This is a genomic window from Streptomyces sp. NPDC048590 (assembly GCF_043199535.1).
In the GTDB taxonomy this organism is placed as follows: Bacteria; Actinomycetota; Actinomycetes; order Streptomycetales; family Streptomycetaceae; genus Streptomyces.
Map to the genome: position 1 here is coordinate 131,407 of NZ_JBICWC010000002.1, position 26,520 is coordinate 157,926.

Below are 26,520 nucleotides of genomic sequence, written 5' to 3' on the forward strand. Positions count from 1 at the left end.
CGGCCGGTTCCGCACCTCACCGGGTCCCCTGGTGATACCACGATGTGATGCTATGTCCCGTGATGTACCCGCTGTCGGCGCCCGCTACCTCGGGCCGTCCTCGGCTGCCGGCAGCCTCCCCGCGGCCACCGCGCCGACCAGAGCCCGGTGATCCCGCTCGTTCTGGTCGGCGTACAGCTCGGCGAATTCCTGCAGCGCCCGGTCGAACACATCGCTCCGGCCGAGATACGCCGCGATGGCGATGCGGTCGCCGGACCGGGCGTGCGCGCGGGCCAGCGTCGTCCCGCACAACTCGCCGAAGGCGGACATGTCGCGAGGCACCATCAGCTCCGGCCGGGCGATGCCCTTCCAGTCGCGCAACTGGCGTACGTAGAAGTCGCGGAGCTTGCCGTCGATACCCTCGATCCGCTCCCAGCCCAGGAAGATGTCGCCGGCGGCCTGCATGAGCCGTTGTCCCGCCACGACCCTCTCGCCCTGGTTGCCGTAGGCGCTCGCTCCCACGTGCGGCGCCAGCACCGAGGTGTCGGCCTCCTTGGCCTGCAGGAGGAGAGGGTCGTCGCCGTCCCGCCCCAGCAGCAGGATGATCCAGCACCGGGTGCCGACACTCCCCACTCCGACGACTTTGCGGGCCATGTCCACCGGCCGGTAGTCGGCGAGCAACGCCCTGCGGTCCGAAGGCAGACTGTGTCCGTACCGGTGGATCAGGTCAGTGAACTGCCCCTCCCGCACACGGCGTTCCGCATCAGGCAGCAGGTCGCCGACCGGCACCAGGAGTGGGGGGTCGGCGGCGATCCGGACCCGCCCGTCGCGTACCTCCGTGAGTTTGGCGAACGCCTGCAGACTGTCCCGGCCGCGTGCCTTCTCCGTCGCCCGGGCCACTCGCCGACGGCCTCCGGCGGCGAGCCGGTCGGCGGCCAGGGACGCCAGGAGGTCGGCCTCGATCTTCGTGTACCAGACCTCGAGGTTGCGCATGCCGGCGAAACGGAGCATGGATTCCCGGTACGACCGCACCGCGGCCCGGACGACGCCGGCCCGTTCCTCCCGGTCGAAGCCGTTGGCGCGCCCGGCGATGACGAGACTGGCCGACAGCCGCTTGACGTCCCACTCCCAGGGGCCCGGCAGCGTCTCGTCGAAGTCGTTGATGTCGAAGAGCAGATTGCGTTCGGGGGAGGCGAGCAGCCTGAAGTTCAGCAGGTGGGCGTCTCCGCACAGTTGTGCGCGGATTCCGGAGTCAGGTGTTCCCGCCAGGTCGGAGGCCATGATCGCCGCGGCCCCGCGATAGAAGCGGAACGGGGACTCGGTCATCCGCCCGTACCGGATGGGGACGAGCTCCTGGACCCGGGCGGCCGACTGGGCTTCCAGGATCTCCAAGGGGTCCGGCCGCCCCGCGGCCGGCTCGTACGCGCGATGGCCTGAGCGGGGTGCCCGTTTGCGTGCGGCCTTGCCGAGCGCGGCCCGTTCCTCGGGTGTCGCGCCCGGCGACGCGCGGAGCGGTGAGACGGTTTCCTCGGGCATGACGGCCCTCCTGGAAGGTGCGCCGGGCCGTCCGGGCGGCCCGTAACCCCATCATCGCGGCCCGGGCCGGATCCGGCCGCCCGAGCCCTCCGGAGCCGGGTGCCCATGCCCAGGTCACCTGAGAGGATGCACCCGTGGAGACCCCCGAGCCCCTCCCCGGCGTTCCCGGGCCGATCGCCGAGCCGCTGCGCCCCGCAGGCCACCGCGCGGTGCGGTGCGCCCTGTGCGGCCGTCCCCTCACCAGCACCGAGTCACGCCGAACGGGGCTCGGCCCCGCATGCGACGCCGCCCTGCACCCTCCGGGCCCGGACATCCGGCACCGCCGCCACGAGGTGGAACAGGAACCGCTTCCGGGCACCTGATCCGTCCCTGCCGCCCGGACGCCGCCCGGGGCCCGAGCGGGCAGGGACAGCGCGGTGCCTGAACGCCCTACGCGTCGCCGAGCCTCCGGAACAGTCCCTCCTGCACCACGGACACCAGGAGCTGCCCCTGACGGTCGTAGATCCGCCCCCTGGCGAGCCCTCGGCCCCCGGTCGCGATCGGCGACTCCTGGTCGTACAGGAACCACTCGTCCGCGCGGAACGGCCGGTGGAACCACATCGCGTGGTCGAGCGAGGCCATGTCGAAGCCGCGCGGGCCCCACAGCGGTTCGACGGGGATGCGTACCGCGTCCAGCAGCGTCATGTCACTCGCGTAGGTCAGCGCGCAGGTGTGGACGAGCGGGTCGTCGCCCAGCGGGCCGACCGCCCGCATCCACACGGCGCTGCGCGGGTCCGCGTCCCGGACCTCCTCACGGGTCCAGCGGAGCCGGTCGACGTAACGGATGTCGAAGGGCTGACGCCGGGCCATCCGCTCCAGCGCCTCCGGCAGACCGCCCAGGTGCTCCCGGACCTCGTCGGCCACCGTAGGCAGCTCGTCCGGATCGGGCACCACGCGCGCCGGCGGGAGCTGGTGCTCGAACCCCGCCTCCTCGGGCCGGTGGAACGACGCCGTCAGGTTGAAGATCGTACGGCCCTGCTGCACGGCCGTGACCCGGCGCGTGGTGAAGGAACGCCCGTCCCTCACCCGCTCCACGTCGTACACGATCGGCACACCGGGGCGTCCCGGCCGCAGGAAGTACGCGTGGAGCGAGTGCACCGGACGGTCCCCGTCCGTCGTGCGGCCGGCCGCGACCAGTGCCTGCCCGGCGACCTGACCGCCGAAGACCCTTTGCAGGGACTCCTCGGGGCTGCGGCCGCGGAAGATGTTGACCTCGATCCGCTCCAGGTCGAGCAGATCGACCAGGCTGTCGGCGGGGTTCGTCATGCGGTTCTTCTCCACTCTCCTGGCCGGTGCGCCGTCACATCCGGCCCACGGCCGTGACCCGGACGACGGCCCGGCCCTCCTCGTCGGAGGCCGCGAGATCGACCTCCGCACGAATTCCCCAGTCGTGGTCCCCCGCGGGGTCGGCGAAGGCCTGCCACACCCGCCACAGGCCGTGCCCGGGGTCCTCGTCGATCTTCAGCAGCTTCGGGCCCCGGGCGTCCGGACCGGTGCCCAGGTCGTCGTGCTCGTCCCAGTAGGCGTCCATGGCCTCGCCCCAGGCGTCCTCGTCCCATCCCGCGTCGGCGTCCAGCTCGCCCAGGTCGCGCACCCGGTCCAGAGCCGCCAGCTCGACCCGCCGGAACATGGCGTTGCGCACCAGGACCCGGAACGCGCGGGCGTTGGCCGTGACCGGCTTGACCTCGTCGGCCCGCTCCTGAGCCTGCTCGGCCGTCTCCACCTCCGGATTGGCCAGCTGCTCCCACTCGTCCAGCAGACTGGAGTCCACCTGGCGCACCATCTCGCCGAGCCAGGCGATCAGATCCTCCAGGTCCTCGGACTTCAGGTCGTCCGGGATGGTGTGCTCCAGGGCCTTGTACGCGCTCGCCAGATAGCGCAGCACGATTCCCTCGGTGCGTGCCAGCTCGTAGTTCGAGGTGAACTCCGTGAAGGTCATGGCCCGCTCGAACATGTCACGGATGACCGACTTCGGCGACACCGGGTGGTCCCCGACCCACGGGTGGCTGGTGCGGTACACGTCGTAGGCGTGCCACAGGAGCTCGCTCAGCGGCTTGGGGTACGTGACCTCCTGGAGCCGCTCCATGCGCTCCTCGTACTCGACCCCGTCCGCCTTCATCTGCCCGACGGCCTCACCGCGTGCCTTGTTCTGCTGGGCGGCGAGGATCTGCCGCGGGTCGTCCAGCGTGGACTCGACGACGGAGACCATGTCCAGGGCGTACGAGGGGGATTCCGCGTCCAGCAGGTCGAACGCGGCCAGCGCGAACGTGGACAGCGGCTGGTTCAGCGCGAAGTCCTGCTGGAGGTCGACGGTCAGCCGCACGATCCGGCCCTCCGCGTCGGGCGTGTCGAGCCGTTCCACCACGCCGCCGTCGAGCAGCGAACGGTAGATCGCGATGGCCCGGCGGATGTGCCGCAGCTGCGCACGCCGCGGCTCGTGGTTGTCCTCCAGCAGCCGCCGCATCGCCTCGAAGGCATTGCCCGGTCGGGCGATCACCGAGAGCAGCATCGTGTGCGTCACGCGGAAGCGTGAGGTCAGAGGCTCCGGCTCGGACTGGATCAGCTTGTCGAAGGTCGTCTCCGACCAGGCGACGAATCCCTCGGGGGCCTTCTTGCGGACCACCTTGCGCTTCTTCTTCGGGTCGTCGCCGGCCTTCTTGACGGCCTTCTCGTTCTCGATGACGTGCTCCGGGGCCTGCGCCACGACGAAGCCCGCGGTGTCGAAGCCGGCCCGCCCGGCGCGCCCCGCGATCTGGTGGAACTCCCGGGCTCGCAGGGTGCGCACCCGGGTGCCGTCGTACTTGGTCAGCGCGGTGAACAGCACCGTGCGGATGGGGACGTTGACCCCGACCCCCAGGGTGTCCGTCCCGCAGATCACCTTCAGCAGGCCCGCCTGGGCGAGCTTCTCCACGAGGCGGCGGTACTTGGGCAGCATGCCCGCGTGGTGCACCCCGATGCCGTGGCGGACGTAGCGCGAGAGGTTCTGGCCGAACTTGGTGGTGAAGCGGAAGCTGCCGATCAGGTCGGCGATCTTCTCCTTCTCCTCCTTCGAGCACATGTTGATGCTCATCAGCGACTGCGCGCGCTCCACCGCCGCCGCCTGGGTGAAGTGCACGATGTAGACGGGCGACTGCCGGGTGTCCAGCAGCTCGGTCAGCGTCTCGGTGATCGGCGTCAGCCGGTACTCGTAACTCAGCGGCACCGGCCGCGTCGCCGAACGCACCACTGACGTGGGCCTGCCGGTCCGCCGGGTCAGGTCCTTCTCGAACATCGAGACGTCACCGAGCGTCGCCGACATCAGCACGAACTGGGCCTGCGGCAGCTCAAGCAGCGGGATCTGCCACGCCCAGCCGCGGTCCGGCTCCGCGTAGAAGTGGAACTCGTCCATCACGACCTGGCCGATGTCGGCGTACTTGCCGTCCCGCAGCGCGATGGAGGCGAGGACCTCGGCGGTGCAGCAGATGACCGGGGCGTCGGCGTTGACCGAGGCGTCGCCGGTGAGCATGCCGACGTTCTCCGTGCCGAAGAGCTTGCACAGGTCGAAGAACTTCTCCGACACCAGCGCCTTGATCGGCGCGGTGTAGAAGGTGACCTTGTCCTGGGCCAGTGCGGTGAAGTGCGCACCGGCCGCGACCAGGCTCTTTCCGGAGCCGGTGGGGGTGGAGAGGATCACGTTCGCCCCCGAGACCACCTCGATCAGCGCCTCCTCCTGAGCCGGGTAGAGGGTGATGCCCTGTGATTCGGTCCATGACGAGAAGGACTCGAAGAGGGCGTCCGGGTCGGCGGTCGGGGGGAGCTGATCGATAAGGGTCACGCCCCCATCTTGCCTGCCTCGTGCCCGGATGAGGGAACCGGCGGACGGGGCGAAGATCACGGACGATACGCTTCCCACTCAACTCGGCTGTCCCGCACAGCCAATGGGGGCCTGGCCTGAACGCACGGCCGAATCACGATGGGGGCGCGAACAGCCATGATGGGACCGGCACACTCTCTGTCAGGGGCGGCGGCCTGGCTGGGGGTGGGCGCCGCGGCGGCCGCCGCGGGCCACACCATGCCCTGGCCCGTCCTGGTCGTCGGTGCCCTGATCACCGCGGGGGCGGCACTCGCCCCGGACCTCGACCACAAGTCCGCCACCATCTCGCGTGCCTTCGGGCCGGTCTCCAAGGCCGTCTGCGAGATCGTCGACAAGCTCTCCTACGCGGTCTACAAGGCGACCAAGGGCCCGGGCGACCCACGCAGGACCGGAGGTCACCGCACTCTCACCCACACCTGGCTGTGGGCGGTGCTGTGCGGGGCGGCCGCGTCCGTCACAGCCGTCACCGGCGGCCGGTGGGCGGTCCTGGCGATCCTCTTCGTCCACCTCGTCCTCGCCGTCGAAGGGCTCCTGTGGCGCGCGGCCCGGGTCTCCAGCGACGTCCTCGTCTGGCTCCTCGGCGCGACCAGCGCCTGGATCCTCGCGGGCGTCCTGGACAAGCCCGGACACGGCGCGGACTGGCTCTTCGACGCGCCTGGCCAGGAGTACCTCTGGCTCGGCCTGCCGATCATCCTCGGAGCGCTCGTCCACGACATCGGGGACGCGCTGACGGTCTCGGGCTGCCCGATCCTGTGGCCGATCCCGCTCGGCCGCAAGCGCTGGTACCCCCTCGGGCCGCCGAAGGCCATGCGCTTCAGGGCCGGCAGCTGGGTGGAGCTCAAGGTGCTGATGCCCGCCTTCATGATCCTCGGGGGCGTGGGCGCCGCGGCGGCGCTGAACGTCATCTGACCTCCTGCCGCTGTTCCGGGAGCGTCCGGCCCGCCGCCGTAGGACCATGGCCGCATGCTGCTCGCCCGGCTCGCCCACGTGTCCCTGGAAGTGGCCGCGACATCGGCCAGGTCCCGGAAGACCGCCCTGCTGGCGGGAATCTTTCGGGACGCGGAGCCCGAGGACGTCCCGGTGGTCATCCCGTATCTCGCGGGCCGGCTCCCGCAGGGGCGGCTGGGGATCGGCTGGAGCGCCCTGCGCGGGCCCGTGACACCCGCCGACGCCCCCTCCCTGACGGTGGCGGAGACCGACGCGGAGCTGACGGCCATCGGCGCCCTGAAGGGACCCGGCTCGCAGTCCGCCCGCAAGGAGCGGCTGGCGCGGCTCCTGGGCGCCGCCACGGAGGACGAACAGCACTTCCTGCGGGGACTGCTCACCGGAGAGGTACGCCAGGGAGCGCTGGACGCCCTCGCGGTCGACGCCCTGGCCGACGCCGCGGGGGCGCCGGCCGCCGAGGTACGGCGCGCGGTCATGCTCGCCGGAGCGCTCGGACCGGTCGCACGCGCGGTGCTCGCCGAGGGCCCGGCGGCCCTCGCGTCCTTCCGGCTCACCGTCGGCCGGCCGGTGCAGCCCATGCTGGCGCACTCGGCGCGCGCCGTCACCGAGGCGATCGAGCGGCTGGGACCGTGCGCCGTCGAGGAGAAGCTGGACGGCATCCGCGTCCAGGTGCACCGGGACGGCCCACAGGTGCGGGTCCACACCCGTACCCTCGACGACATCACCGACCGCGTCCCGGAGATCGCCGCCGCCGTCGCCGGTCTCCGCGCCGACCGCTTCATCCTCGACGGCGAGGCGATCGCCCTCGGCGCGGACGGCAGACCCCGGCCGTTCCAGGAGACCGCGGGCCGCCTCGGCTCGCGCCGCGACGTCGCCGGAGCGGCGGGTGCCGTCCCCGTGGTCCCCGTCTTCTTCGATCTGCTCTCCGTGGACGGACGAGAACTCCTCGACCTCCCCCTCACCGAACGCCACCGCGAGCTCGCCGCCCTGGTCCCCGAAGCGATGCGCGTACGGCGTGTGGTCGTGGAGGACGCCGAGGACGGGGAGCAGCGCGCGGCCGCGGAGGCGTTCTTCGAAGCCACCCTCGCCCTCGGCCACGAGGGCGTCGTGGTCAAGGGCGCCACGTCGGTCTACAGCGCGGGGCGGCGGGGTGCCTCCTGGCTCAAGGTGAAACCCGTGCACACCCTCGACCTGGTGGTCCTGGCAGCCGAATGGGGCCATGGCCGGCGCACCGGGAAGCTCTCCAACCTGCACCTGGGCGCACGCAGGGAGGACGGCACGTTCGCCATGCTCGGCAAGACCTTCAAAGGGCTCACGGACGCGATGCTCACCTGGCAGACCGCGCGCCTCCGGGAGCTGTCCACGGGAGACGACGGGCACGTGGTGACCGTCCGCCCGGAGCTCGTCGTCGAGATCGCCTACGACGGCCTCCAGACATCCACCCGCTACCCGGCGGGTGTGACACTCCGCTTCGCGCGGGTGCTCCGCTACCGCGACGACAAGCGGCCGGCCGACGCGGACACCGTCGACACGGTTCTCTCCCGCCGGGTGTGAGCGGGTGTGAGGACACGCCCTTGCCCCCGCCCGGCGGGGCGGGGGCCGGAGGAGAGGCCGGTCAGCCGCGGGCGTCCGCCCCCGCGGTGTGCGCGCGGATCTCCTCGGGCGTGAGATAGGCGTCGGTGTACTCGAACGCCCGCAGCGTCGCCTGCTTACGCGCCTGGAAACCGGTGCGGACGAAGTCGTCCCCGGCGATCGCGTTGAGCAGCCAGTTGGTCATGACCCGGGTCTTGGCGACGTTCGTCCGCAGAGCCGCCCAGTGGTAACCACGCGCCGCGGCCTGCGCCGGCATGCCGCTCAGCTCGATGCCCAGCGGCTTGGACACCGCGTCCCGGCCTCCGAGGTCCACGACCAGACCGAGATCCTTGTGGACGTAGGGCGACAGGGGACGGCCACGCAACGAGGCGATGATGTTGTCGGCGAGTTTGCGGCCCTGGCGCATCGCGTGCTGCGCGGTCGGCGGGCAGATGGAGTCGTCACCCTTGGCCAGATCCGGTACGGCCGCCGCGTCGCCGAGCGCGAACACGCCGTCGACACCCGGCACGGTCATCTCCGGGGTCACGGCGAGACGTCCGCGTACCGTCTCGGCGTCGAGCGTCGCGACCAGCGGACTCGCCGCGACCCCCGCCGTCCAGATCAGCGTGCGGCAGGGCAGGACGCGTCCGTCCGTGAAGGTCACCTTGTCCGGGCCGGCCTCGGCGACGGAGACGCCCAGCGACACCTCGATGCCGCGCTTGCGCAGGATCTCGAGGGCACTGCGGCCGAGCTTGTCACCCAGCTCCGGCATCAGCTTCGGCGCGATGTCGATCAGATGCCACTTGATGAGCTTGGGATCCAGCCGCGGGTAGTGCTTGACGGCGTTGGTGGTGAGCAACTGCAGGCACGCGGCCGTCTCCGTACCGGCGTACCCGCCGCCCACGACCACGAACTGCAGCCGGGACGCCCGCTCCTCCTCGTCGTGACTCGCGTCCGCCAGATCCAGCTGGGAGATGACGTGGTCCCTGATGTACGCCGCCTCGGCGAGGGTCTTCATGCCCCTGGCGTTGTCGACCAGCCCCGGGATGTCGAACGTCCGGGTGATGCTGCCGGCGGCCAGCACGATGTAGTCGTACGGCTCGTTCACGATCTCGTCCGTGATCTTGCGGACCACACAGACCTTCGCCTTGGTGTCCACACCGATGGCCCCGCCGGGCACGATCCGGGTGCGATGGCGCCTGCTGCGGCGCAACGAGACCGCGACCGACTGCGGGGTGAGCACCCCGGAGGCGACCTGGGGGAGCAGCGGGAGATACAGCTGGTACGAGAACGGGGTGACGAGCGCGATGTCCGCCTCTCCGGGGGCGAGGCTGCGCTCCAGCCGGCGCACGCACTCGACCCCGGCAAAGCCGGCGCCGACAACGAGGATCCTGGGTCGTGCCACGGTGTGCGTCCCTTCTCGGGCTTACGCGGTCATCGCTCGCCTGCCCCGTATCCGGAGCCAGTCACTCCCTCATCCTCACCGGAGGGGGCCGACTCCGCCTCTTGTGAGGCGGCCGGCCCCCTCCGGTGAGCAGACCGAACGAGGTCCGCCCCTGGTCAGCCGTGCCAGGAACGCCACAGAGCCGCGTAGGCCCCGCCGGCGGCCACCAGCTCGTCGTGGCTGCCGAGTTCGCTGATCCGTCCGTCCTCGACCACCGCGATGACGTCCGCGTCGTGTGCGGTGTGCAGCCGGTGGGCGATCGCCACGACCGTCCGGCCGTCCAGCACCCGTGCCAGTGAACGCTCCAGATGGCGGGCCGCCCGCGGATCGAGCAGAGACGTCGCCTCGTCCAGCACCAGCGTGTGCGGGTCCGCCAGCACCAGGCGTGCCAGGGCGATCTGCTGCGCCTGCGCGGGGGTGAGGGCCAGCCCTCCGGAGCCGACCTCGGTGTCCAGACCGTCGTCCAGCGCCCTCGCCCAGCCGTCCGCGTCCACCGCCGCGAGCGAGGCCCACAGCTCCGCGTCCCCGGCGTCCGTACGGGCCAGCGCGAGATTGTCCCGGAGCGAACCCACGAACACGTGGTGCTCCTGGTTGACCAGAGCCACGTGGGTGCGGACCTGCTCCGCCGTCATCCGGGAGAGTTCGGCGCCGCCCAGCGAGACGGATCCCTCCCGGGGCGCGTAGATCCCGGCCAGCAGCCGGCCGAGCGTCGACTTCCCCGCGCCGGACGGCCCGACCAGCGCCAGCCGGGTGCCGGGGGAGAGGCTGAGGGAGACGTCGTGCAGCACGTCGGCCCCCTCGCGGTACCCGAACCGCACCTTCTCGGCGCGCATCCGCCGCCCTTCGGGGCCGACCCGTTCGTCCCCGGCGTCGGGCTCGATCTCCCGCACTCCCACGAGCCTCGCCAGGGACACCTGGGCGACCTGCAACTCGTCGTACCAGCGCAGGATCAGACCGATGGGGTCCACCATCATCTGCGCCAGCAGAGCCCCCGTCGTCAGCTGCCCGACACTGATCCAGCCCTCGATCACGAACCAGCCGCCCAGCAGCAGCACCGCGCCGAGGATCGTCACATACGTGGTGTTGATGACGGGGAAGAGCACCGAGCGCAGGAAGAGGGTGTACCTCTCCCAGGCCGTCCACTCCTTGACCCGCCGGTCCGACAGGGCGACCCTGCGGGCACCGAGCCGGTGCGACTCCACGGTCCGTCCGGCGTCCACCGTCTCGGCGAGTGCCGCCGCCACCGCCGCGTACCCGGCCGCCTCCGAGCGGTACGCCGAAGGAGCCCGCCGGAAATACCAGCGGCAGCCGGTGACCAGCACCGGAACAGCGATCAGCGCGGCGAGCGCGAGCGGCGGGGCGGTGAAGGTCAGAGCCCCGAGCAGCAGTCCCACCCAGACGACGCCGATCGCCAGCTGGGGAACCGCCTCCCTCATCGCGTTGGCGAGCCGGTCGATGTCCGTCGTGATCCTGGACAGCAGGTCACCGGTGCCGGCACGTTCGAGGACGCCCGGGGGCAGCCCGACCGACCGCACGAGGAAGTCCTCGCGCAGGTCGGCCAGCATCTCCTCGCCGAGCACTGCCCCGCGCAGACGCATGGTCCGCGTGAACACGGCCTGCACGACCAGCGCCAGGGCGAACACCGCGGCGGTGCGTTCCAGATGGAGGTCCGTCACGCCGTTGGAGAGGTCCTCCACGAGCCCGCCGAGCAGGTAGGGCCCGGTGATCGACGCGATGACCGCGACCGCGTTGGTGGCGACCAGTACGGCGAAGGGCTTGCGATGCCGCCTCAACAGGGCTTTCACGTACGCCCTTACGGTCGTCGGCGTACCGACCGGCAGGGTCGTCGCCGACTCGGGTGCGGCCGGGTCGTACTCCGGTGGTGCCAGGCCGATCATGCTCGCTCCTCGATTTCCTCGGCCGCACGGCGGGACCGCAGGCCCTCGACCGCGCCGACCCCGTCCGGTGGTACTGGATCTGTGCTGTCGTGCTCCGTCTCACGCGTCACGACGGCCACGTACAGCGGTTCCTTCCGCAGCAGTTCGCGGTGCGTGCCCGCCGCGACGACCGTGCCCCCGTGCAGCAGCACCACACGGTCGGCGAGGTCCAGCAGCAACGGCGACGAGGCGAACGCCACGGTCGTACGCCCCCTGCGGAGCCTCTCGATCCCGGCCGCGACCCGGGCCTCCGTGTGCGAGTCGACGGCCGAGGTCGGTTCGTCGAGCACCAGTGCCTCCGGGTCGGTGACCAGCGACCTGGCCAGGGCGAGCCGCTGTCGTTGACCGCCGGACAGTGAACGGCCGCGCTCGGTGATCCGGGTGTTCATCGGGTCGCCGTCCGGGTCGGCCGAAGCCCGCGCCAGTGCGTCCAGTACATCGCCGCACTGCGCGGCGTCGAGCGCCTCATGGGCCGTCACATTTTTCGAGGACGGCACGTCCAGCAGATCCCGCAGGGTCCCGGAGAGCAGCACCGGGTCCTTGTCCTGCACGAGCACCGCGGTCCGTGCCGTCGAGAGCGGCAATTCGTCCAGCGGTACCCCGCCGAGCAGTACGGAGGGGAGGGGGCCGTTCTCCTCTCCGTGCCCGGCGTGGCCGCCGAGGCGCTCCGCCAGCCGCCCCGCCTCGTCGGGATCGCCACAGACGACCGCGGTGAAGAGGCCCCGTGGTGCCATCAGCCCGGTGACCGGGTCGTACAGATCACCGCCGGGTACCTCCGCCGGCGCCGCCGGTGCCGCGTTGCTGCGGCGCAGGGACAGCACACGGACGGCGCGCTGCGCGGACGGCCGTGAGAAGGAGTACGCCATCGCGATCTCCTCGACGTTGCGGAGCGGGAAGAGCATCAGGGTCGCCGCGCTGTACACGGTGACCAGCTGGCCGACGTCGATCCGGCCGTCCCGGGCCAGTGTCGCGCCGTACCAGACCAGCGAGATGAGCAGGACGCCCGGCAGGAACACCTGGATCGCCGAGATGAGCGCCCACATCCGCGCACTGCGCACCGCTGCCTGACGGACTTCCTGGGAGGCCCGCCGGTAACGGCCCAGGAAGAGTTCCTCGCCGCCGATACCACGCAGCACCCGCAGTCCGGCCACCGTGTCGGAGGCCAGCTCCGTGGCCCGGCCCGCCTTCTCGCGCTGCAGGTCCGCACGGCGGGTGGCGCGGGGGAGCAGCGGCAGGACTGCCAGCGCCAGGACGGGGGTCGCGACCGCCACGAGTACGCCGAGCGCGGGCAGATAGAGCACCAGCCCGACGCAGATCAGGACGAGCGCCGTCGCAGCCGCCAGGAACCGTGACAGCGCCTCGACGAACCAGCCGATCTTCTCCACATCGCCCGTGGAGACGGCGACCACCTCACCGGCGGCGACCCTCCGCGTGAGGGCCGAACCCAACTCGGCGGTCCTGCGGGCCAGCAGCTGCTGGACCCGGGACGCCGCGGTGATCCAGTTGGTCACCGCGGTGCGGTGCAGCATGGTGTCGCCCACCGCGATGAGAGCGCCCAGGACGACGAGGAGGGCACCCGCCCTCGCCAGGTCCTCACCGGAGCGGTCGATCACGGCCTGCACGGCCAGGCCGACCGCCAGCGGGAGGCCGGCCAGCGCGCACTGGTGGAGCAGCCCCCAGGAGAGGGACTTGAGCTGACCGGAAAGCTGACGCCGCCCGAGCCAGAGGAGGAAACGGGGGCCCGACCGTACGTCGGGATCGCCGGGATCCGAATACGGAAGATCGCGAATCTGCATGACGTCCCAAGGGTCGGAAGCGGAGTTTTGTGACAAACCCCGTGGAACAGTGGGGGGACCAAACCGTCCAAGGTTCGCTTCCTGGTCCCGTGCCGGGCAACCGATTATTCGGTCCCGCGCGTGGGCGGCGGGGACGTCCGAGACGCCGGCCGTGCTTCCTCGCCGTCCGGCCCCGCATCGCGGGGCGAGGCGGGGCCCCAAGGGAGAGACCGAGGCGGGAGCCGCCACTCGTGCGTGCCTTGGGTGGGTGACGCGGCGCCCGCGCAGGTTCAGACGGTGGGCCGGGTCGCTCGTTCGAGCTCGATGAGCGCCGAGTGGTAGCGGTGGCCGGTGGCTCGGTCCATCCCGATCTCGCACATACGGTTCGCCGAGAGATAGGCGTCGTACTCCCGGGTGTTGACCTCCGCCGCCTCCTTGGCCGTCGCCGCGTCGGTGAGCTCCTTGTGCAGCATGCCGCGGTCACCCGCGAACCCGCAGCAGCCCGCGTCGTCGGGCACCACCACGGTCTCGGCGCAGGCCTCGGCCAGCGCGCGCAGATGCGCAACATCGCCCAGATGCTCCATCGAACACGTGGGATGCAGCACGGCTGAGCCCTGCTTGCGGAACACCGTCAGGTGGGGGAGAAGTTCGTCCGCCGCCCAGACCAGCGAGTCGACCACGGTCAGCTCCTCGTGCAGCGCCCGGTTCTCGTCGGTGAGGTAGGGGACGACCTCGTGGGCCAGTCCCAGTGTGCAGGACGACGCGTCGACGACCAGCGGAAGGGCGCCGCCGGCCGTCCAGCCCCAGGCGGCCTCGACGACACGGTTCGCCATCACCGCGTTCGCGCTGTCGTACCCCTTGGAGTGCCAGATCGTCGCGCAGCAGGTTCCGGCGACGTCCTCGGGGATCCATACGGGCTTCGACGCCCGCGCGGACAGGGAGACCACCGACTCGGCGAGCGAAAGCGACCCCGCTCCGTCCGGACCGGCGAAGATACGGTTCACGCAGGCCGGGAAGTAGACGGCGCTCGCCCCGGCCCTGGAGGTGGCCGGCAGGGCGCGTGAGGCGGGGCCAGGAGTCCCCGGCAGCCATTCGGGGACGAGATCCGGGTTGACGGCCTTGCGGACGAGGCGGGTCACGACCTCGAGCGGCCGGTCGCCGGCATGGCGTGTGAGGAAGGCGGCCGCACCCAGGGCGAGCCGTGCGCCGGTCTCCACGACTTTGAAGTGCCTCGCCGTCAGAGCCGCGACACGCTCCTCACGGGGGGTGTGCCGGTGATGCCGGAAGTCCTTCATGAGGGCGCCGGTGTCGATCCCGACAGGACACGCGAGCTTGCAGGTGGAGTCTCCCGCGCAGGTGTCCACCGCGTCGTAGCCGTAGGCGTCCAGCAGTTCGGTCTCCACCGGGGAGCCGTCCGGCTGACGCATCATCTCCCTGCGCAGCACGATGCGTTGCCGCGGCGTCGTCGTGAGGTCCTCACTCGGACACGTCGGCTCGCAGAAGCCGCACTCGATGCAGGGGTCGGCCACCGGCTCGACCCTGGGAATGGTCTTGAGCCCGCGCAGATGAGCCCGTGGATCCCGGTCGAGGACGATACGGGGTGCCAGCACGCCGTCGGGGTCGATCGCCTGCTTGGTACGCCACATCAGCTCGGTGGCCGTCGGCCCCCACTCCCGCTCCAGGAAGGGCGCGATGTTGCGTCCGGTGGCGTGTTCGGCCTTCAGCGATCCGTCGAAACGGTCGACGACGAGTGTGCAGAACTCGTCCATGAACGCCGCGTACCGGTCGACATCGGCCGGCTTGCCCGCGTCGAAGGCGAGAAGGAAATGCAGATTGCCGTGCGCGGCGTGCCCCGCCACGGCCGCGTCGAAGCCGTGGACTGCCTGGAGGGCGAGCAGCGCCTCGCAGGCTTCCGACAGACGGGAGGGCGGGACGGCGAAGTCCTCCGTGATCAGTGTCGTGCCCGACGGACGGGAGCCGCCGACCGCGGTGACGAACGCCTTGCGTGCCTTCCAGTACCCGGAGACGGTGCCGGCGTCCCGGGTGAACTCGTTGGTCACGGAGAGGACCGGGACCACGAGGTCGAGATCCGCGACCACGGACGAGGCGGCCCGCTCGCATGCGGTCAGCGTCTCCTCGTCCGGCGCCCGGAACTCCACCAGGAGGGCCGTCGTCCCCTGGGGGAGGCCCGCCCAGTCCGCCGGGACGCCCTCCACCCGGACGGAGGCGCGCAGGGTGTTGCCGTCCATCAGCTCGACCGCTGTCGCCCCGGCCTCGTTGAACCCCGGCACGGCGGCTGCCGCCGCCGTGAGGGAGGGGAAGAACAACAGGGCGGAGGAGACGTGCCGGTCCAGGGGCAGGGTGTCGAAGACGACCTCGGAGATGAAGCCGAAGGTTCCCTCGGACCCGACCATGAGGCCGCGCAGGATCTCCACGGGCGTCGCCCCGTCGAGGAACGCGTCGAGACGGTACCCGTTGGTGTTCTTGATCTCGTACTTGGCCCGGATGCGAGCGGTCATTCCCTCGTCGGACTCGATCTCGGCCTTGAGGGACAGCAACTCCTCGCAGAGACGCGGTTCCGCCTGACGGAGCAGCTCGTCGGCGCCGGCCTCGCCCGTGTCGACCACCGTGCCGCTCGGCAGTACGAAGGTCAGCGAGGAGACCGTGCGGTAGGAGTTCCTGCTCGTGCCCGCCGTCATCCCCGACGCGTTGTTGGCGACGACACCGCCGATGGTGCAGGCGATGGCGCTGGCGGGATCCGGCCCCAGGATCCGGCCGTGCCGGGCGAGCGTGGCGTTGGCCCGCATCACCGTCGTGCCGGGACGGATCCGTGCCCGGGCACCGTTGTCCAGCACCTCGACGCCTGTCCAGTGCCGGCGCACGTCGACGAGGATGTCCTCCCCCTGCGCCTGACCGTTGAGGCTGGTGCCCGCGGCCCGGAAGACCACATTGCGGCCGTTGCCGTGCGCGTACGAGAGGATCGCCGAGATGTCGTCGAGGTCCTCCGGGAGCAGCACGATCTGCGGCACGAAGCGGTAGGGGCTGGCGTCGGAGGCGTACCGCACGAGGTCGGAGACCTTCCACAGCACCTTCTGCGGGCCGAGCAGGGCGGTCAGCCCCGCCCGCAGATCGGCCGGGGACCCGGAAGCCTTCGAACCGGGCACCCGATCGGGGGACGCCGACCGGTCGGCGGTCGGGCGCAGGGCGTCGAATCCGGGCTTCAGCAGCGGCATGTCAGATCCCCTCGACGGCGCGGCCCGGCGGTTGGACCCACGCCACTCAGCAGCGGCGGCGCTCCGGCATCCCGTCGACCAGAGCGGTGAGCAGCCCGCCGAGCACCTCGCGCTGTTCGGCGGTCAACGGAGTCAGGATCTCCTCCGCGGCCGCCTTCCGCGCGTCGCGCATCGAACGGAGCACCGCCCTGCCCTCCTCGGTGATCTCGATCCGGACCACCCGGCGGTTGGTCGGGTCCGGTGCGCGCCGCACCCGTCCGCTCGCCTCCAGGCCGTCGACCAGTGTGGTCACCGCACGGGGGACGACGTCCAGGCGCTCGGCCAGATCGGCCATCCGGGGCGGCCCGTCGTAGTGCGCGGTCGCGCGCAGGAGACGGAACTGGGCCGGGGTGATGCCGATCGGCTCCAGCTGCCTGCTCTGGATGCGCTGCAGGCGGCGGGTGAGCCGGAGCAACTGCTCGGCGAGCATGCCGTCGGAATCTGGGGAGTCCATACGGGAACAATATCAGGACGTCGTTCATTGTGAACAGAGGTAACAGTGAGCTAAGCTCTCAAAATCGGCATCCGTGCCCGATACCCGAACCGGACCCCGGCCGACCGGCTCACACCGGCCCGCCGCCGGATCCCGGACCGGCCGGGGCGCGGCAGTCGCGCACGGCCGAACCTCTGCATACGATCCGCACGGTCCCCGCACGCTCTTGAAGGAGCCCATGAAACCCGACGAACCCATCTGGACACCCCCGGCCGCGGTCCCGGACCAGCCACCCGCGGAGCTGCGCCGCATCTTCCGGCTCTTCAAGCCCTACCGCGGCAGACTCGCCGTCGTGGGCCTGCTCGTCGGCGCGTCCTCCCTGGTGTCGGTCGCCTCGCCGTTCCTGCTCCGAGAGGTGCTGGACACCGCGATCCCCCAGGGGCGGACGGGCCTGCTCACCCTGCTCGCACTCGGCATGATCCTCACCGCCGTGATGAACAGCGTCTTCGGCGTCTTGCAGACCCTGATCTCCACGACGGTCGGACAGCGGGTCATGCACGACCTCCGCACCGCCGTCTACACCCAGCTGCAGCGCATGCCGCTCGCCTTCTTCACCCGGACCCGCACCGGCGAGGTCCAGTCCCGCATCGCCAACGACATCGGCGGGATGCAGGCCACGGTCACCTCCACGGCGACCTCCCTGGTCTCCAACCTCACCTCCGTGGTGGCCACCGTGGTCGCGATGCTGGCGCTGGACTGGCGGCTCACCGTCGTCTCCCTACTCCTGCTCCCCGTCTTCGTATGGATCAGCCGCAGGGTGGGGCGTGAGCGAAAGAAGATCACCACGCAGCGTCAGAGGCAGATGGCCGCCATGGCCGCCACGGTCACCGAGTCGCTCTCGGTCAGCGGCATTCTGCTGGGCCGGACGATGGGGCGGTCCGACTCGCTCACCAAGGCGTTCGCCGAGGAGTCGGAGCGCCTGGTCGACCTCGAGGTGCGCTCGAACATGGCCGGCCGCTGGCGGATGTCCACCATCGGCATCGTCATGGCCGCCATGCCGGCCGTCATCTACTGGGCGGCGGGTCTCACCCTGCAGTCAGGCGTCACGGCCGTCTCCATCGGCACGCTCGTCGCCTTCGTCTCCCTCCAGCAGGGCCTGTTCCGGCCGGCGGTGAGCCTGCTTTCGACAGGGGTGCAGATGCAGACGTCCCTCGCCCTGTTCGCGCGCATCTTCGAGTACCTCGACCTCGACGTCGACATCACCGAGCCGGAGAAGCCGGTGAGGCTCGAGAAGATCCGCGGTGAGATCGCCTTCGAGGACGTCACCTTCAGCTACGACGAGAACAACGGCCGGACACTCAGCGGTATCGACGTGACCGTGCCGGCCGGGAGCAGTCTCGCCGTCGTCGGCCCCACGGGCTCCGGGAAGTCCACGCTCAGTTACCTGGTGCCGCGGCTCTACGACGTCACCGGAGGCAGGGTCACCATCGACGGAGTGGACGTCCGGGACCTGGACTTCGACACACTCGCCCGGGCGGTCGGAGTCGTGTCCCAGGAGACCTACCTCTTCCACGCCTCGGTCGCCGAGAACCTGCGCTTCGCCAAGCCGGACGCCACCGAGGAGGAGATCGAGGCCGCGGCGCGTGCGGCGCAGATCCACGACCACATCGCAGGACTGCCCGACGGCTACGACACCCTCGTCGGCGAACGCGGCTACCGCTTCTCAGGAGGCGAGAAGCAGCGACTGGCCATCGCCCGGACCATCCTGCGCGACCCGCCGGTGCTGATCCTCGACGAGGCGACCAGCGCTCTCGACACCCGCACGGAACACGCCGTTCAGCAGGCCATCGACGCACTGTCGAAGGGCCGCACCACGCTCACCATCGCCCACAGGCTCTCGACCGTCCGGGACGCGGACCAGATCGTCGTACTGGATCAGGGCCGCGCCTCCGAACGTGGCACACATGAGGAACTGCTTGCCATGGACGGCGGCTACGCCGCCCTGATCCGGAGAGACAGCACCCTGGCTCCGTCCGCCACCTGAGCTACCCGCACCCCGCCCGCCCGACCGCAGATCCCGCCCCGCAGACGGCGGACCCGGGTCGGTGCGGCATGATCCCCACCCATGAGGGCACTGCTCGGGGTCGAACTCCCCGGATACCAGAGGCTGGACACCGGCGACGAGAACGTCGACGCCTGGACGGACGACAACGGCGACGTCGTGTCGCTGCACTACTTCGCCCTGCCGCCGGACCTTCCGGCGGCCTTGGACGACGGCCCCGCGTTGCGCACCACGCTCACTCACTGGACGGCGCAGGCGGGCGGCGGACTGATCGAGGCGTCGGTGAAGAAGCTGGGAGGGCTGCCGGCACTGCGACAGATCCTCAAGCTGCCTCTGCCTCAACAGCCCAGTGGGCAGGTCTTCATAGGAAGCTTCACGATCCCCCGGCGGGACTGCAGCACGGTGGTGAAGATCCAGGCTCCGGAGCGCGGCATGACGGGAATGCGCGAAGCCGTCGTGATGGCCAAGGTCGGTCCCGACGCGTACTTCCGGCCGCACCCCTACGCTCCCGACGTGCAGGGCGGTCTGCCCTTCCACGCCGCAGACCACGCCCGGTGGGACGAGGAGTTCCCGGAGCATCCGCTCACCCGGGTCCGCCGCACGCTTGAGGCGCTTGCCGAAGCGGTCACGGTGGAACCGTCCTTCGCCGCGCAGCCGCCGTTCGCCGGGCCCGTTCCCAGGGACCCCCGACTCTGAGTCAGGCGTCACACACGGCAGCGCCGCCGCTCCCGTGGGACGGGGAGCGACGGCGCTGTGGTGCAGGAACGGTCAGACGAGCCAACCCACGAAGTGGACGACGCCGGCAAGCAGGTTGGTCAGGAAGTTCATCTGTCATTCTCCTAGTGCGTGGTGCATATCTGTGGGACTTACGCGGTAGCGGTCTGCAGCCCGCTGTGTGCGTGTAGTAATCATCAACCGCCTGGCGGCAGTTGAGCAATCAATCCCGGAACGGCCACGCGTTCGAGCGAACACCCGATCCCTTGTTCGTGTGTTCTGTGTGCTGGTGTGCCCTCAGGGGCGCCGGTGGGGCGCAATTCACTGGACGCCCGAAGCACCGACGGCATGAGGGGCGGTCGGGTCGGGCACGAACACTCGCGAGGCGGCCGGGTCAGGGGTCAGGCAGGAACGCCCGCGAGCAGCCGGGTGACCGAGCGGGCCGCGGCGCGGCCGGCCCGGTTGGCGCCGATCGTGCTTGCGGAAGGCCCGTACCCCACCAGATGAACCCGCGCGTCACGCACCGCCCTGGTGTTCTCGACGCGGATACCGCCGCCCGGCTCGCGGAGTCTCAGCGGCGCCAGATGGTCGACGGCGGCTCTGAAGCCCGTCGCCCAGAGGATCACATCGGCTTCGACGGTCCGCCCGTCGTCCCAGGCCACCCCGTCCTCGGTGATCCGGTCGAACATCGGGAGGCGGTCCAGGACCCCCTGGTCGCGGGCGCGTCGCACGGTGTCGTTGAGCGGAAGCCCGGTCACGCTCACCACGCTCTGCGGGGGGAGCCCTCGGCGTACGCGCTCCTCCACCAGGGCCACCGCGGCCCGCCCCTGCTCCTCGCCGAACGGCCCCTCGCGGAAGACGGGCGGCCGCCGCGTCACCCAGAACGTCTCCGCCGCCACCCCGGCGAGCTCCATCAGATGCTGGGTGCCCGAGGCGCCACCGCCGACGACGATCACCCGGAGGTCGGCGAACTCCGCGGGCCCCGGGTAGTCCACCGTGTGCAACTGGCGCCCACGAAAGGCTTCCTGGCCCGGGTATCGGGGCCAGAAGGGCCGGTCCCAGGTGCCGGTGGCGTTGATCAGGGCGCGTGCTGCGTAGACGCCCTCGGACGTCTCGACGCGCAGTCGCCCGCCGTCGCCCTCGCGCACGGCGCCGACGTCGACCGGGCGGTGCACCCGGAGGTCGAACCGTTGCTCGTAGGAATCGAAGTAGGCGGAGATCACCTCGGAGGAGGGCCGGTCGGGGTCGGCGCCGGTCAGCTCCATGCCGGGCAGCGCATGCATGCCGTGCACCTTGCCGTACGTCAGGGACGGCCAGCGGTACTGCCACGCTCCGCCCGGCCCGGAGGCGTGATCGAGCAAGACGAAGTCCAGGTCCGGGCGGAGCCCGGAGCGCTGCAGGTGGTAGGCGGCGGAGAGGCCGGCCTGCCCGGCGCCTATGACGACCACGTCCAGCTCGCGCGTCCCGAAGTTGTTCACGCTTCCACTAACTACGGCGGAGCTCAGGATCTTCCCGTACAGGATTCGGGGAGGCCGTTCGGGCGCGCCGGGTGCTGGGCCGGCCGGGGCGATGCCCGGATGTCGGGCGCGTCCGGCGCCGGACGGGACAATGGGCCCATGGCCGACACCTTCAGCACCCATGTCCTCAGCCTGACGACCGGGCGGACCGAAACCGTGATGGACCTGACGGACGAATGCGCCGCCTTCCTCGCCCGTACCGCTCGCGGGCGGAACGGCCTGCTCAACATCTTCGTCCCCCACGCCACGGCCGGGATTGCCATCCTGGAGACCGGCGCAGGCAGCGACGACGACCTCCTCGCCGCTCTGCAGACCCTTCTCCCCGCCGACGACCGCTGGCGCCACCGCCACGGCAGCCCGGGCCACGGCCGCGACCATGTGCTCCCCGCCCTGGTGCCACCGCACGCTACCCTGCCCGTGATCGGCGGGGCGCTGGAGCTCGGGACTTGGCAGTCGGTTTGTCTGGTGGATACCAACGTCGACAATGCCAACCGTCACGTTCGGTTGAGCTTCTTCGGTGGGTGAGCCGAGCTGGCTGCACGATGGTCGGGAAGTCCGGCCGAACCAACCGGACAATCGAGCCGCGTGCCCAACCTGCTGGCCAGCATGCACCAGCCCCGTCGGGGGCGGGATCTGAAGCCACGACCTCCGGAGCCGTACGACTCCGACGGCTTCTAGCTCACGATCGAAGTGCTGGAGCCAGGCGACGACGAGGCTTTGAGGGAGATCGAGGTCGCCGGTTGAGCGCCGGACGATCCCGAGGAAGAGCCCGGGAACCACACCAGCGTGACAGGCCACGACATGGTCGGCTGTGCACTCCGGCCGCACCGACCGCCGAGATGATCGCTCATCTGCTGAAGTCCGAGATGGCCGGCGGCGTGACCGAGATGCTCCTGTGTCGGAACAGGCCTGCGCGATGCTCGCTCCGGCTGCCGGCGTCGGGCGGAGCGAGCGACGCCGACAGCCACAAGGATCTGCCGGAACGGACCGGTCAGGATCCCGAGGCGGGTCCGGCTCCGGAGCGTTTCCGAGTGTCCGTACCGGCCTGCCGGCACAGTGCGGGGAGCACGGATGCCAGGCTGGCCGTGAGCCGGTGTGTGTAGGGCAGATGCAGCGACTCGTTCGGCCCGTGTGCGTTCGTTCCGGGTCCTTGGACTCCGCAGGCCAGGACCTGGGCGTCGGGGTAGTGCCGCTGCAGGATGCCCATGAGCGGGATCGTGCCGCCTTGGCCGATCATTGCCAGCCCGGCGCCGTCGTAGTGGTCCCGGCTGGCCCGGTCGAGAGCGTCGTGCAGCCATGGCTGCATCTCCCGCGCGTTCCATCCGTCGGCGAGGACGGTGTCCGGTGTGAACCGTACCCGCATGCCGTAGGGCGGATCCGCCTCCAGCAGGGTCTGCAACTCCCGTACGGCAGCTGCGCTGGACACGGTGGGCGGTAGCCGCAGCGAGAGCTTGACGCCCGTGCTCGGGCGCAGCACGTTCCCGGCCTCGGCGACGTGCGGCAGCCCGTCCGCGCCGGTGACCGAGAGGCTCGGCCGCCAGGCACGGTTGAGCAGCAGCTCCGCCGGGTCTTCGGTGACCGGGCCGGCCGAGCCGTGCCAGGAGAAGCGCTCTGCGATGCGCCGACCGAGGACGGCTCCCGCCTGCTCGGCCTGTGCCCGCCGCTGCGGGGGAGTCGCCACGTTGAACGACTCGGGCAGGAGGCGGCCGGTGTCGCTGTCCTCCAGGCGGTCGAGCAGCCTGCGCAGCACTCGGAAGGACGAGGGGACCACGCCGCCGGCGTCACCTGAGTGCGCCCCCTGATCGAGCACCTGAACGTCGAGGCGTCCGCCGCAGTGCCCGCGCAGCGAGGTGACCAGCCAGAGCCGGTCGTAGTCACCCGCACCCGAGTCCAGGCACATCAGCAGGTCCACGGTCCCGATGCGCGGCGCGAGGACGGTGAGCCAGTGGTCGAGGTCCGGGCTGCCGGACTCCTCCGCGGTCTCGAAGACCCCGACACAACGCGGCCGGGGCGCCGACTGGTCGTCGACGGCCATGACCGCGGCCAGTGTCGCGTACGCCGCGTAGCCGTCGTCGGCGCCCCCACGGCCGTACAGCCGTGTGCCGTCGAAGACCGGCTTCCACGGGCCGAGCCCGTCGCCCCAGCCCTGGCCGCCCGGCTGCTTGTCGAGGTGACCGTAGAAGAGGATGGTTCCCTCTCCCGTGCCGGGGATGTCGACAAACACCACGGGAGTGCGTCCGGGCTCCCGGAGGACTTCGGCGGTCAGACCCTCGACCGGCGTCGACTCGGCCCAGCGGGCGAGGTCGGCGGCCGTCTGGTCGAGCAGGCCGCGCTGTTCCCAGTCCCGGTCGTAGGCCGGGCTGAGCGCCGGGACCTCGATGAAGGCGGACAGTTCCGCGAGGAGGGAGTCGTTCCACAGGTCGCGGCAGAACGCGAAGGCCCGGCCGGGATCGAGTTGGACGTCGGACTGCTCAGGCATGGGCGAGGTCCTCGGTGCCCGGAGCGAAACGGAACCCGATGGACTGCTCCAGCGGCTCGTACAGGTCGGGCATGAACATCGTCTTGGAAAGGATCAGGCTCTCCACCGGCGCCACCATGACGGTGATCCGGTCGCCGACGGCGATCTCGCCGGACGTGACGGGACGCCCGTCCTCGGCGAAGGTCATGATCAGCTCGGGGAAGCGGGAGATCCGGGCACCGTCGTGGGTGAGGACCATGTACTCGTTGATGAAGTGCACGGTTGTCGCCTCGGCGTTGTCCAGAGCCACCAGGCCGTGGTCGCGGCCGCCCGACGGGACGAGGCGGAAGTCCTTGACCGTGCCCTCCGCGACGATCCGGCCGCCCAGGTGTTTCGCCGTCGCCTCGACGCCACCCTCGATGTGAACGCGGCCCAGCTCGATGGCCTGGCTGATGGCGCCGGGGGCGCCGTTCTCCATGGCGTAGCCGACCGTCACCGGGTTGCGGGCCACGCCGATCCAGCCGCCCGCGGCCACCGACGCCCGGCGGACAAGGTCGGAGGTGCTCTCCAGAGCACCGGTGAGGACTCCCTCGACGTAGTTGTCCGGGTGCCCGCCCGCGAAGGCCTGCAGGGACTGGTAGTTCTCGCGCAGGTGCAGGCCCATGCCACCCATGACGCTGGTCGGCTGAGCGCGGCCGTTGCACGCGAAGTCGATGATCGGCAGGCCGGTGAGGGCGGAGTGAAGCCAACCGTTGAAGGTGGTGTAGGCCCCGTTCTCGTTGCAGTGCAGTGCCGCCAGCCTCTGGTGCGGCGGAAGCTGCTCGCGGAGCAGCTCCAGGGTGCGCAGCATGTGCCGCGGCAGGACCAGGGGGTTGGGCGCGGCCGGGGCGCCGACCAGGGCGATCGTGGCGGTGAGGTCGTCCTCGGCGAATTCGTCGGCGCTCCACAGTTGTGGCGTGCCGACCTCCATGGCGACGCGGACGGCCTCGCGGCCGGTCTCGACGATGCCGCCACCGCCGCCGCCGAGGATCGCGCCGCCGATCAGGGCCGGCTCGACGTCCTCAATGGTCAGGTCACGCTTCATGTTCTGCCTCCGGAGTCGGAAAAGGGGCTGGCAAGGGAGTTGGAGAACGGGCTGTGCGATGGATTCGGAAAAGAGGAATGTGGACCGGGACGTTCAGGACCTGGTGGCGCGAAGGACGCCGTTCCCGAACGCGTAGAGCGCGTCGCCGGCGATGACGCCGCCCGCGAAGACTTCGAGGTGTTCCCTGGCGGCCCGGCCGTAGATGCGGGTCACGATCAGTCGGACGACGAGTCCGGCGACGATCATCCAGCCGGCCCAGGCGGTGACGATGAGGAGTCCTGTGGCGAACAGGACACCGAGCTGGCGGCGGGAGCCGCCGATGATCTGCAGGAGTGCACCGGGAATCGCCCACAACGCCAGGTGCCAGGCGGTCTGTGACGACATGCCCGCCTTGATCGCGGCCACATACGCGGCGTCGATGGGAGCGAGCTGCCCGTTGTCGAAGAACATGCGGTACGACGCGAGGACCACCACGATGGCGACGGCGAAGCCGATCATTCCCGCGATCAGCTGCTGCCTACGGCCCTCCAGTTCGAAGGCGGGGTCGGCCCCCTGGCCGCGCAGCAGGTGCCCCGCCTTGAAGTCGTAGCCCATGTCGGCGAAGGCCGGACCTGTGGCCGCCGTGAAGCCGGCCAGCACGACCAGGGCCTCGGGCGGGAAGCCGATCAGGATGCCGAGCAGGAGTGTGATCAGGGCGAGCGCGAACGCGGGGAACCATCCTGAGTGCATCGACGCGATACCGACGAGCAGTTCGTGGACCAGAGCCGCGATCCCGGCGTACAGCACGAATCCGATCAGCATCGGTGTGCTCATGTCGGTCACGATCCCTGTGCCCAGGGAGAGCCCGAGGGCGATGACCAGGTAACCCGCCAGGCCGGTCCCGAGCGAGCGGCCGAGGGTGTCCGCGGCGACGGGCGTTCGGCCGCCCGCGGCGTCGCCCCCGCGGGTGTCGTCGGGCGCGGCGCCGTCCTGAGGGTGCGCGACGGAGCGCGCGGCGCGGCCCTCCCTGCGCACCAGCAGGCCGACCTGTACCAGGGCGACGAGGCCGGCGCCGATCATCATGCCGTGCGGTACGTAGTCGGCCGAGAGGTTCCAGTCCGTCAGGCCGGGGACGTACCAGATGGTGAGGAGCCCGAGGCCGAACGCGACCATCGCGCCCACCCCGCCGATCATGGCGACGCCGAACGCCGACATCGGCAAGGCGAAGAGCCACGCGCCCAGGATTCCGGTGGCGAGGCCGCCGCCGAGGATCGCGGCGCGACGGCCGCCCTCGTCGCCGGCCTTGATCGCCTCGGCCGCGGCAATGCCCACCGGCCAGGGGTTGGACGCGGCGAACGCGGGCGTGTCGTACATCTGGTAGAGCAGCCATGCGTCCCACAGCAGCGCGCAGGAGACGCCGATCAGCATCGGGACCACCATGTCGTGCAGCCCGAAGACGAACGGGATGCCGATCGGCAGAAACAGGCTGTTCGCGGCCCCGAAGGTCGCTGACGAGATGCTGGTCTGCACGAGGTTCTGCACATGCGCCGAGCGATAGTGACGGAACACCGCGAGAGGAATGCGCGCCAGGGTCATCGCGACGAGCGCACCGATGAGTGATGTGCTCGGAGTGATCCCCAGAGTCGTCAGCACCTGTATCCCGACGACGGCGCCGAACACGCTCACCACCACGGACAACACCAGATTCGCCGGTGCCAGTGCGCGCGGGTGCCTCACCGGGACGGACGGCTTCCCACGTGTCACTGCTCTCTGGTCGGCCACTCGGTCCTCCCCTCAAGCCGATGACCGTTCTGGACGGCCAAGCTTCAAAGTTGCAAAAAATGCAACCCAGATCTAATTCTTGGAACATTAGTCACTTGGGAGGGTGTCGATGTCAAGGCTTGAATTACGGTGTCCGTGC

Annotated in this window: 18 protein-coding genes; 6 read left to right on the forward strand and 12 right to left on the reverse strand. The window is 70.7% G+C overall.

Going from position 1 to position 26,520, the window contains the following annotated elements; genetic code table 11:
• Positions 1-84 precede the first annotated feature (84 nt).
• Positions 85-1,515, reverse strand: coding sequence for a DUF2252 domain-containing protein (locus ACGFNN_RS05110; RefSeq protein ID WP_393553097.1), 1,431 nt, complete (start codon positions 1,513-1,515; stop codon positions 85-87).
• A gap of 134 nt (positions 1,516-1,649) precedes the next feature.
• Between ACGFNN_RS05110 and ACGFNN_RS05115 the strand changes: the two genes are divergently transcribed.
• Positions 1,650-1,877 (forward strand): DUF6011 domain-containing protein, encoded by a 228-nt coding sequence (locus ACGFNN_RS05115; protein ID WP_393553099.1) that lies wholly within the window; start codon positions 1,650-1,652, stop codon positions 1,875-1,877.
• Between the two features lie 67 nt (positions 1,878-1,944).
• Here the strand turns inward: ACGFNN_RS05115 and ACGFNN_RS05120 are convergent, their stop codons facing one another.
• Together ACGFNN_RS05120 and ACGFNN_RS05125 are read right to left on the reverse strand one after the other, a co-directional pair.
• On the reverse strand, positions 1,945-2,820 hold the full coding sequence (locus tag ACGFNN_RS05120) for an acyl-CoA thioesterase II (protein WP_362554599.1): 876 nt from the start codon (positions 2,818-2,820) through the stop codon (positions 1,945-1,947).
• Between the two features lie 34 nt (positions 2,821-2,854).
• A complete protein-coding gene (locus ACGFNN_RS05125) occupies positions 2,855-5,368 on the reverse strand; it encodes a DEAD/DEAH box helicase (protein WP_393553101.1) in 2,514 nt (837 codons plus the stop codon).
• 156 nt (positions 5,369-5,524) lie between these two features.
• On the opposite strand from ACGFNN_RS05125, the gene ACGFNN_RS05130 reads away from it, so the two are divergent.
• Both ACGFNN_RS05130 and ACGFNN_RS05135 read left to right on the forward strand, forming a co-directional pair.
• Positions 5,525-6,316, forward strand: coding sequence for a metal-dependent hydrolase (locus ACGFNN_RS05130; RefSeq protein ID WP_393553102.1), 792 nt, complete (start codon positions 5,525-5,527; stop codon positions 6,314-6,316).
• Between the two features lie 54 nt (positions 6,317-6,370).
• Positions 6,371-7,906: an ATP-dependent DNA ligase gene (locus tag ACGFNN_RS05135; RefSeq protein WP_393553104.1), complete on the forward strand. Its 1,536-nt coding sequence runs from the start codon at positions 6,371-6,373 to the stop codon at positions 7,904-7,906.
• A gap of 61 nt (positions 7,907-7,967) precedes the next feature.
• Here ACGFNN_RS05135 and ACGFNN_RS05140 read toward each other — a convergent pair whose 3' ends face one another.
• The 5 genes from ACGFNN_RS05140 to ACGFNN_RS05160 all read right to left on the reverse strand — a co-directional run bounded on the left by ACGFNN_RS05140 (position 7,968) and on the right by ACGFNN_RS05160 (position 16,806).
• The gene (locus ACGFNN_RS05140) at positions 7,968-9,329 is read right to left on the reverse strand and encodes an NAD(P)/FAD-dependent oxidoreductase (protein ID WP_362554607.1); all 1,362 of its coding nucleotides are present in this window, start codon (positions 9,327-9,329) and stop codon (positions 7,968-7,970) included.
• Between the two features lie 155 nt (positions 9,330-9,484).
• Positions 9,485-11,266 carry an ABC transporter ATP-binding protein gene (locus ACGFNN_RS05145; RefSeq protein WP_393553106.1) on the reverse strand — a complete coding sequence of 594 codons (1,782 nt, stop codon included), beginning with the start codon at positions 11,264-11,266 and terminating at the stop codon, positions 9,485-9,487.
• Positions 11,263-13,101, reverse strand: a complete 1,839-nt coding sequence (locus tag ACGFNN_RS05150; protein WP_393553108.1) for an ABC transporter transmembrane domain-containing protein — start codon at positions 13,099-13,101, stop codon at positions 11,263-11,265. The genes ACGFNN_RS05145 and ACGFNN_RS05150 overlap by 4 nt, the downstream gene beginning before the upstream one ends.
• A gap of 269 nt (positions 13,102-13,370) precedes the next feature.
• Positions 13,371-16,313 carry an FAD-binding and (Fe-S)-binding domain-containing protein gene (locus ACGFNN_RS05155; protein ID WP_393553110.1) on the reverse strand — a complete coding sequence of 981 codons (2,943 nt, stop codon included), beginning with the start codon at positions 16,311-16,313 and terminating at the stop codon, positions 13,371-13,373.
• 46 nt (positions 16,314-16,359) lie between these two features.
• Positions 16,360-16,806, reverse strand: coding sequence for a MarR family transcriptional regulator (locus tag ACGFNN_RS05160; protein ID WP_362554615.1), 447 nt, complete (start codon positions 16,804-16,806; stop codon positions 16,360-16,362).
• 217 nt (positions 16,807-17,023) lie between these two features.
• On the opposite strand from ACGFNN_RS05160, the gene ACGFNN_RS05165 reads away from it, so the two are divergent.
• Positions 17,024-18,829, forward strand: a complete 1,806-nt coding sequence (locus ACGFNN_RS05165) for an ABC transporter ATP-binding protein (RefSeq protein WP_393553112.1) — start codon at positions 17,024-17,026, stop codon at positions 18,827-18,829.
• Between the two features lie 81 nt (positions 18,830-18,910).
• A complete protein-coding gene (locus tag ACGFNN_RS05170; protein WP_362554620.1) occupies positions 18,911-19,543 on the forward strand; it encodes a hypothetical protein in 633 nt (210 codons plus the stop codon).
• A gap of 419 nt (positions 19,544-19,962) precedes the next feature.
• Here the strand turns inward: ACGFNN_RS05170 and ACGFNN_RS05175 are convergent, their stop codons facing one another.
• Entirely contained in the window at positions 19,963-21,039 is a 1,077-nt protein-coding gene (locus ACGFNN_RS05175) for an NAD(P)-binding domain-containing protein (protein WP_393553114.1), read from the reverse strand.
• A 138-nt stretch (positions 21,040-21,177) separates the two neighbouring features.
• Between ACGFNN_RS05175 and ACGFNN_RS05180 the strand changes: the two genes are divergently transcribed.
• Positions 21,178-21,603, forward strand: a complete 426-nt coding sequence (locus ACGFNN_RS05180; protein WP_393553116.1) for a secondary thiamine-phosphate synthase enzyme YjbQ — start codon at positions 21,178-21,180, stop codon at positions 21,601-21,603.
• A gap of 466 nt (positions 21,604-22,069) precedes the next feature.
• Here the strand turns inward: ACGFNN_RS05180 and ACGFNN_RS05185 are convergent, their stop codons facing one another.
• From ACGFNN_RS05185 to ACGFNN_RS05195, 3 genes are all read right to left on the reverse strand, one after another.
• On the reverse strand, positions 22,070-23,557 hold the full coding sequence (locus tag ACGFNN_RS05185) for a M20/M25/M40 family metallo-hydrolase (RefSeq protein ID WP_393553118.1): 1,488 nt from the start codon (positions 23,555-23,557) through the stop codon (positions 22,070-22,072).
• Complete coding sequence (locus ACGFNN_RS05190; protein ID WP_393553119.1) at positions 23,550-24,620, reverse strand: DUF917 family protein; 1,071 nt, start codon at positions 24,618-24,620, stop codon at positions 23,550-23,552. The genes ACGFNN_RS05185 and ACGFNN_RS05190 overlap by 8 nt, the downstream gene beginning before the upstream one ends.
• Before the next feature lie 93 nt (positions 24,621-24,713).
• The gene (locus tag ACGFNN_RS05195; RefSeq protein ID WP_393553121.1) at positions 24,714-26,291 is read right to left on the reverse strand and encodes an OPT/YSL family transporter; all 1,578 of its coding nucleotides are present in this window, start codon (positions 26,289-26,291) and stop codon (positions 24,714-24,716) included.
• Between the last annotated feature and the right edge of the window lie 229 nt (positions 26,292-26,520).

What these genes read in the sequence shown, in the direction of transcription:
- ACGFNN_RS05120 (WP_362554599.1), bottom strand. Translation starts at nt 2,820, where the DNA reads ATGACGAACCCCGCCGACAGCCTGGTCGATCTGCTCGACCTGGAGCGG.
- ACGFNN_RS05145 (WP_393553106.1), bottom strand. Translation starts at nt 11,266, where the DNA reads ATGATCGGCCTGGCACCACCGGAGTACGACCCGGCCGCACCCGAGTCG.
- ACGFNN_RS05110 (WP_393553097.1), bottom strand. Translation starts at nt 1,515, where the DNA reads ATGCCCGAGGAAACCGTCTCACCGCTCCGCGCGTCGCCGGGCGCGACA.
- ACGFNN_RS05160 (WP_362554615.1), bottom strand. Translation starts at nt 16,806, where the DNA reads ATGGACTCCCCAGATTCCGACGGCATGCTCGCCGAGCAGTTGCTCCGG.
- ACGFNN_RS05185 (WP_393553118.1), bottom strand. Translation starts at nt 23,557, where the DNA reads ATGCCTGAGCAGTCCGACGTCCAACTCGATCCCGGCCGGGCCTTCGCG.
- ACGFNN_RS05150 (WP_393553108.1), bottom strand. Translation starts at nt 13,101, where the DNA reads ATGCAGATTCGCGATCTTCCGTATTCGGATCCCGGCGATCCCGACGTA.
- ACGFNN_RS05180 (WP_393553116.1), top strand. Translation starts at nt 21,178, where the DNA reads ATGGCCGACACCTTCAGCACCCATGTCCTCAGCCTGACGACCGGGCGG.
- ACGFNN_RS05165 (WP_393553112.1), top strand. Translation starts at nt 17,024, where the DNA reads ATGAAACCCGACGAACCCATCTGGACACCCCCGGCCGCGGTCCCGGAC.
- ACGFNN_RS05135 (WP_393553104.1), top strand. Translation starts at nt 6,371, where the DNA reads ATGCTGCTCGCCCGGCTCGCCCACGTGTCCCTGGAAGTGGCCGCGACA.
- ACGFNN_RS05170 (WP_362554620.1), top strand. Translation starts at nt 18,911, where the DNA reads ATGAGGGCACTGCTCGGGGTCGAACTCCCCGGATACCAGAGGCTGGAC.
- ACGFNN_RS05190 (WP_393553119.1), bottom strand. Translation starts at nt 24,620, where the DNA reads ATGAAGCGTGACCTGACCATTGAGGACGTCGAGCCGGCCCTGATCGGC.
- ACGFNN_RS05130 (WP_393553102.1), top strand. Translation starts at nt 5,525, where the DNA reads ATGATGGGACCGGCACACTCTCTGTCAGGGGCGGCGGCCTGGCTGGGG.
- ACGFNN_RS05155 (WP_393553110.1), bottom strand. Translation starts at nt 16,313, where the DNA reads ATGCCGCTGCTGAAGCCCGGATTCGACGCCCTGCGCCCGACCGCCGAC.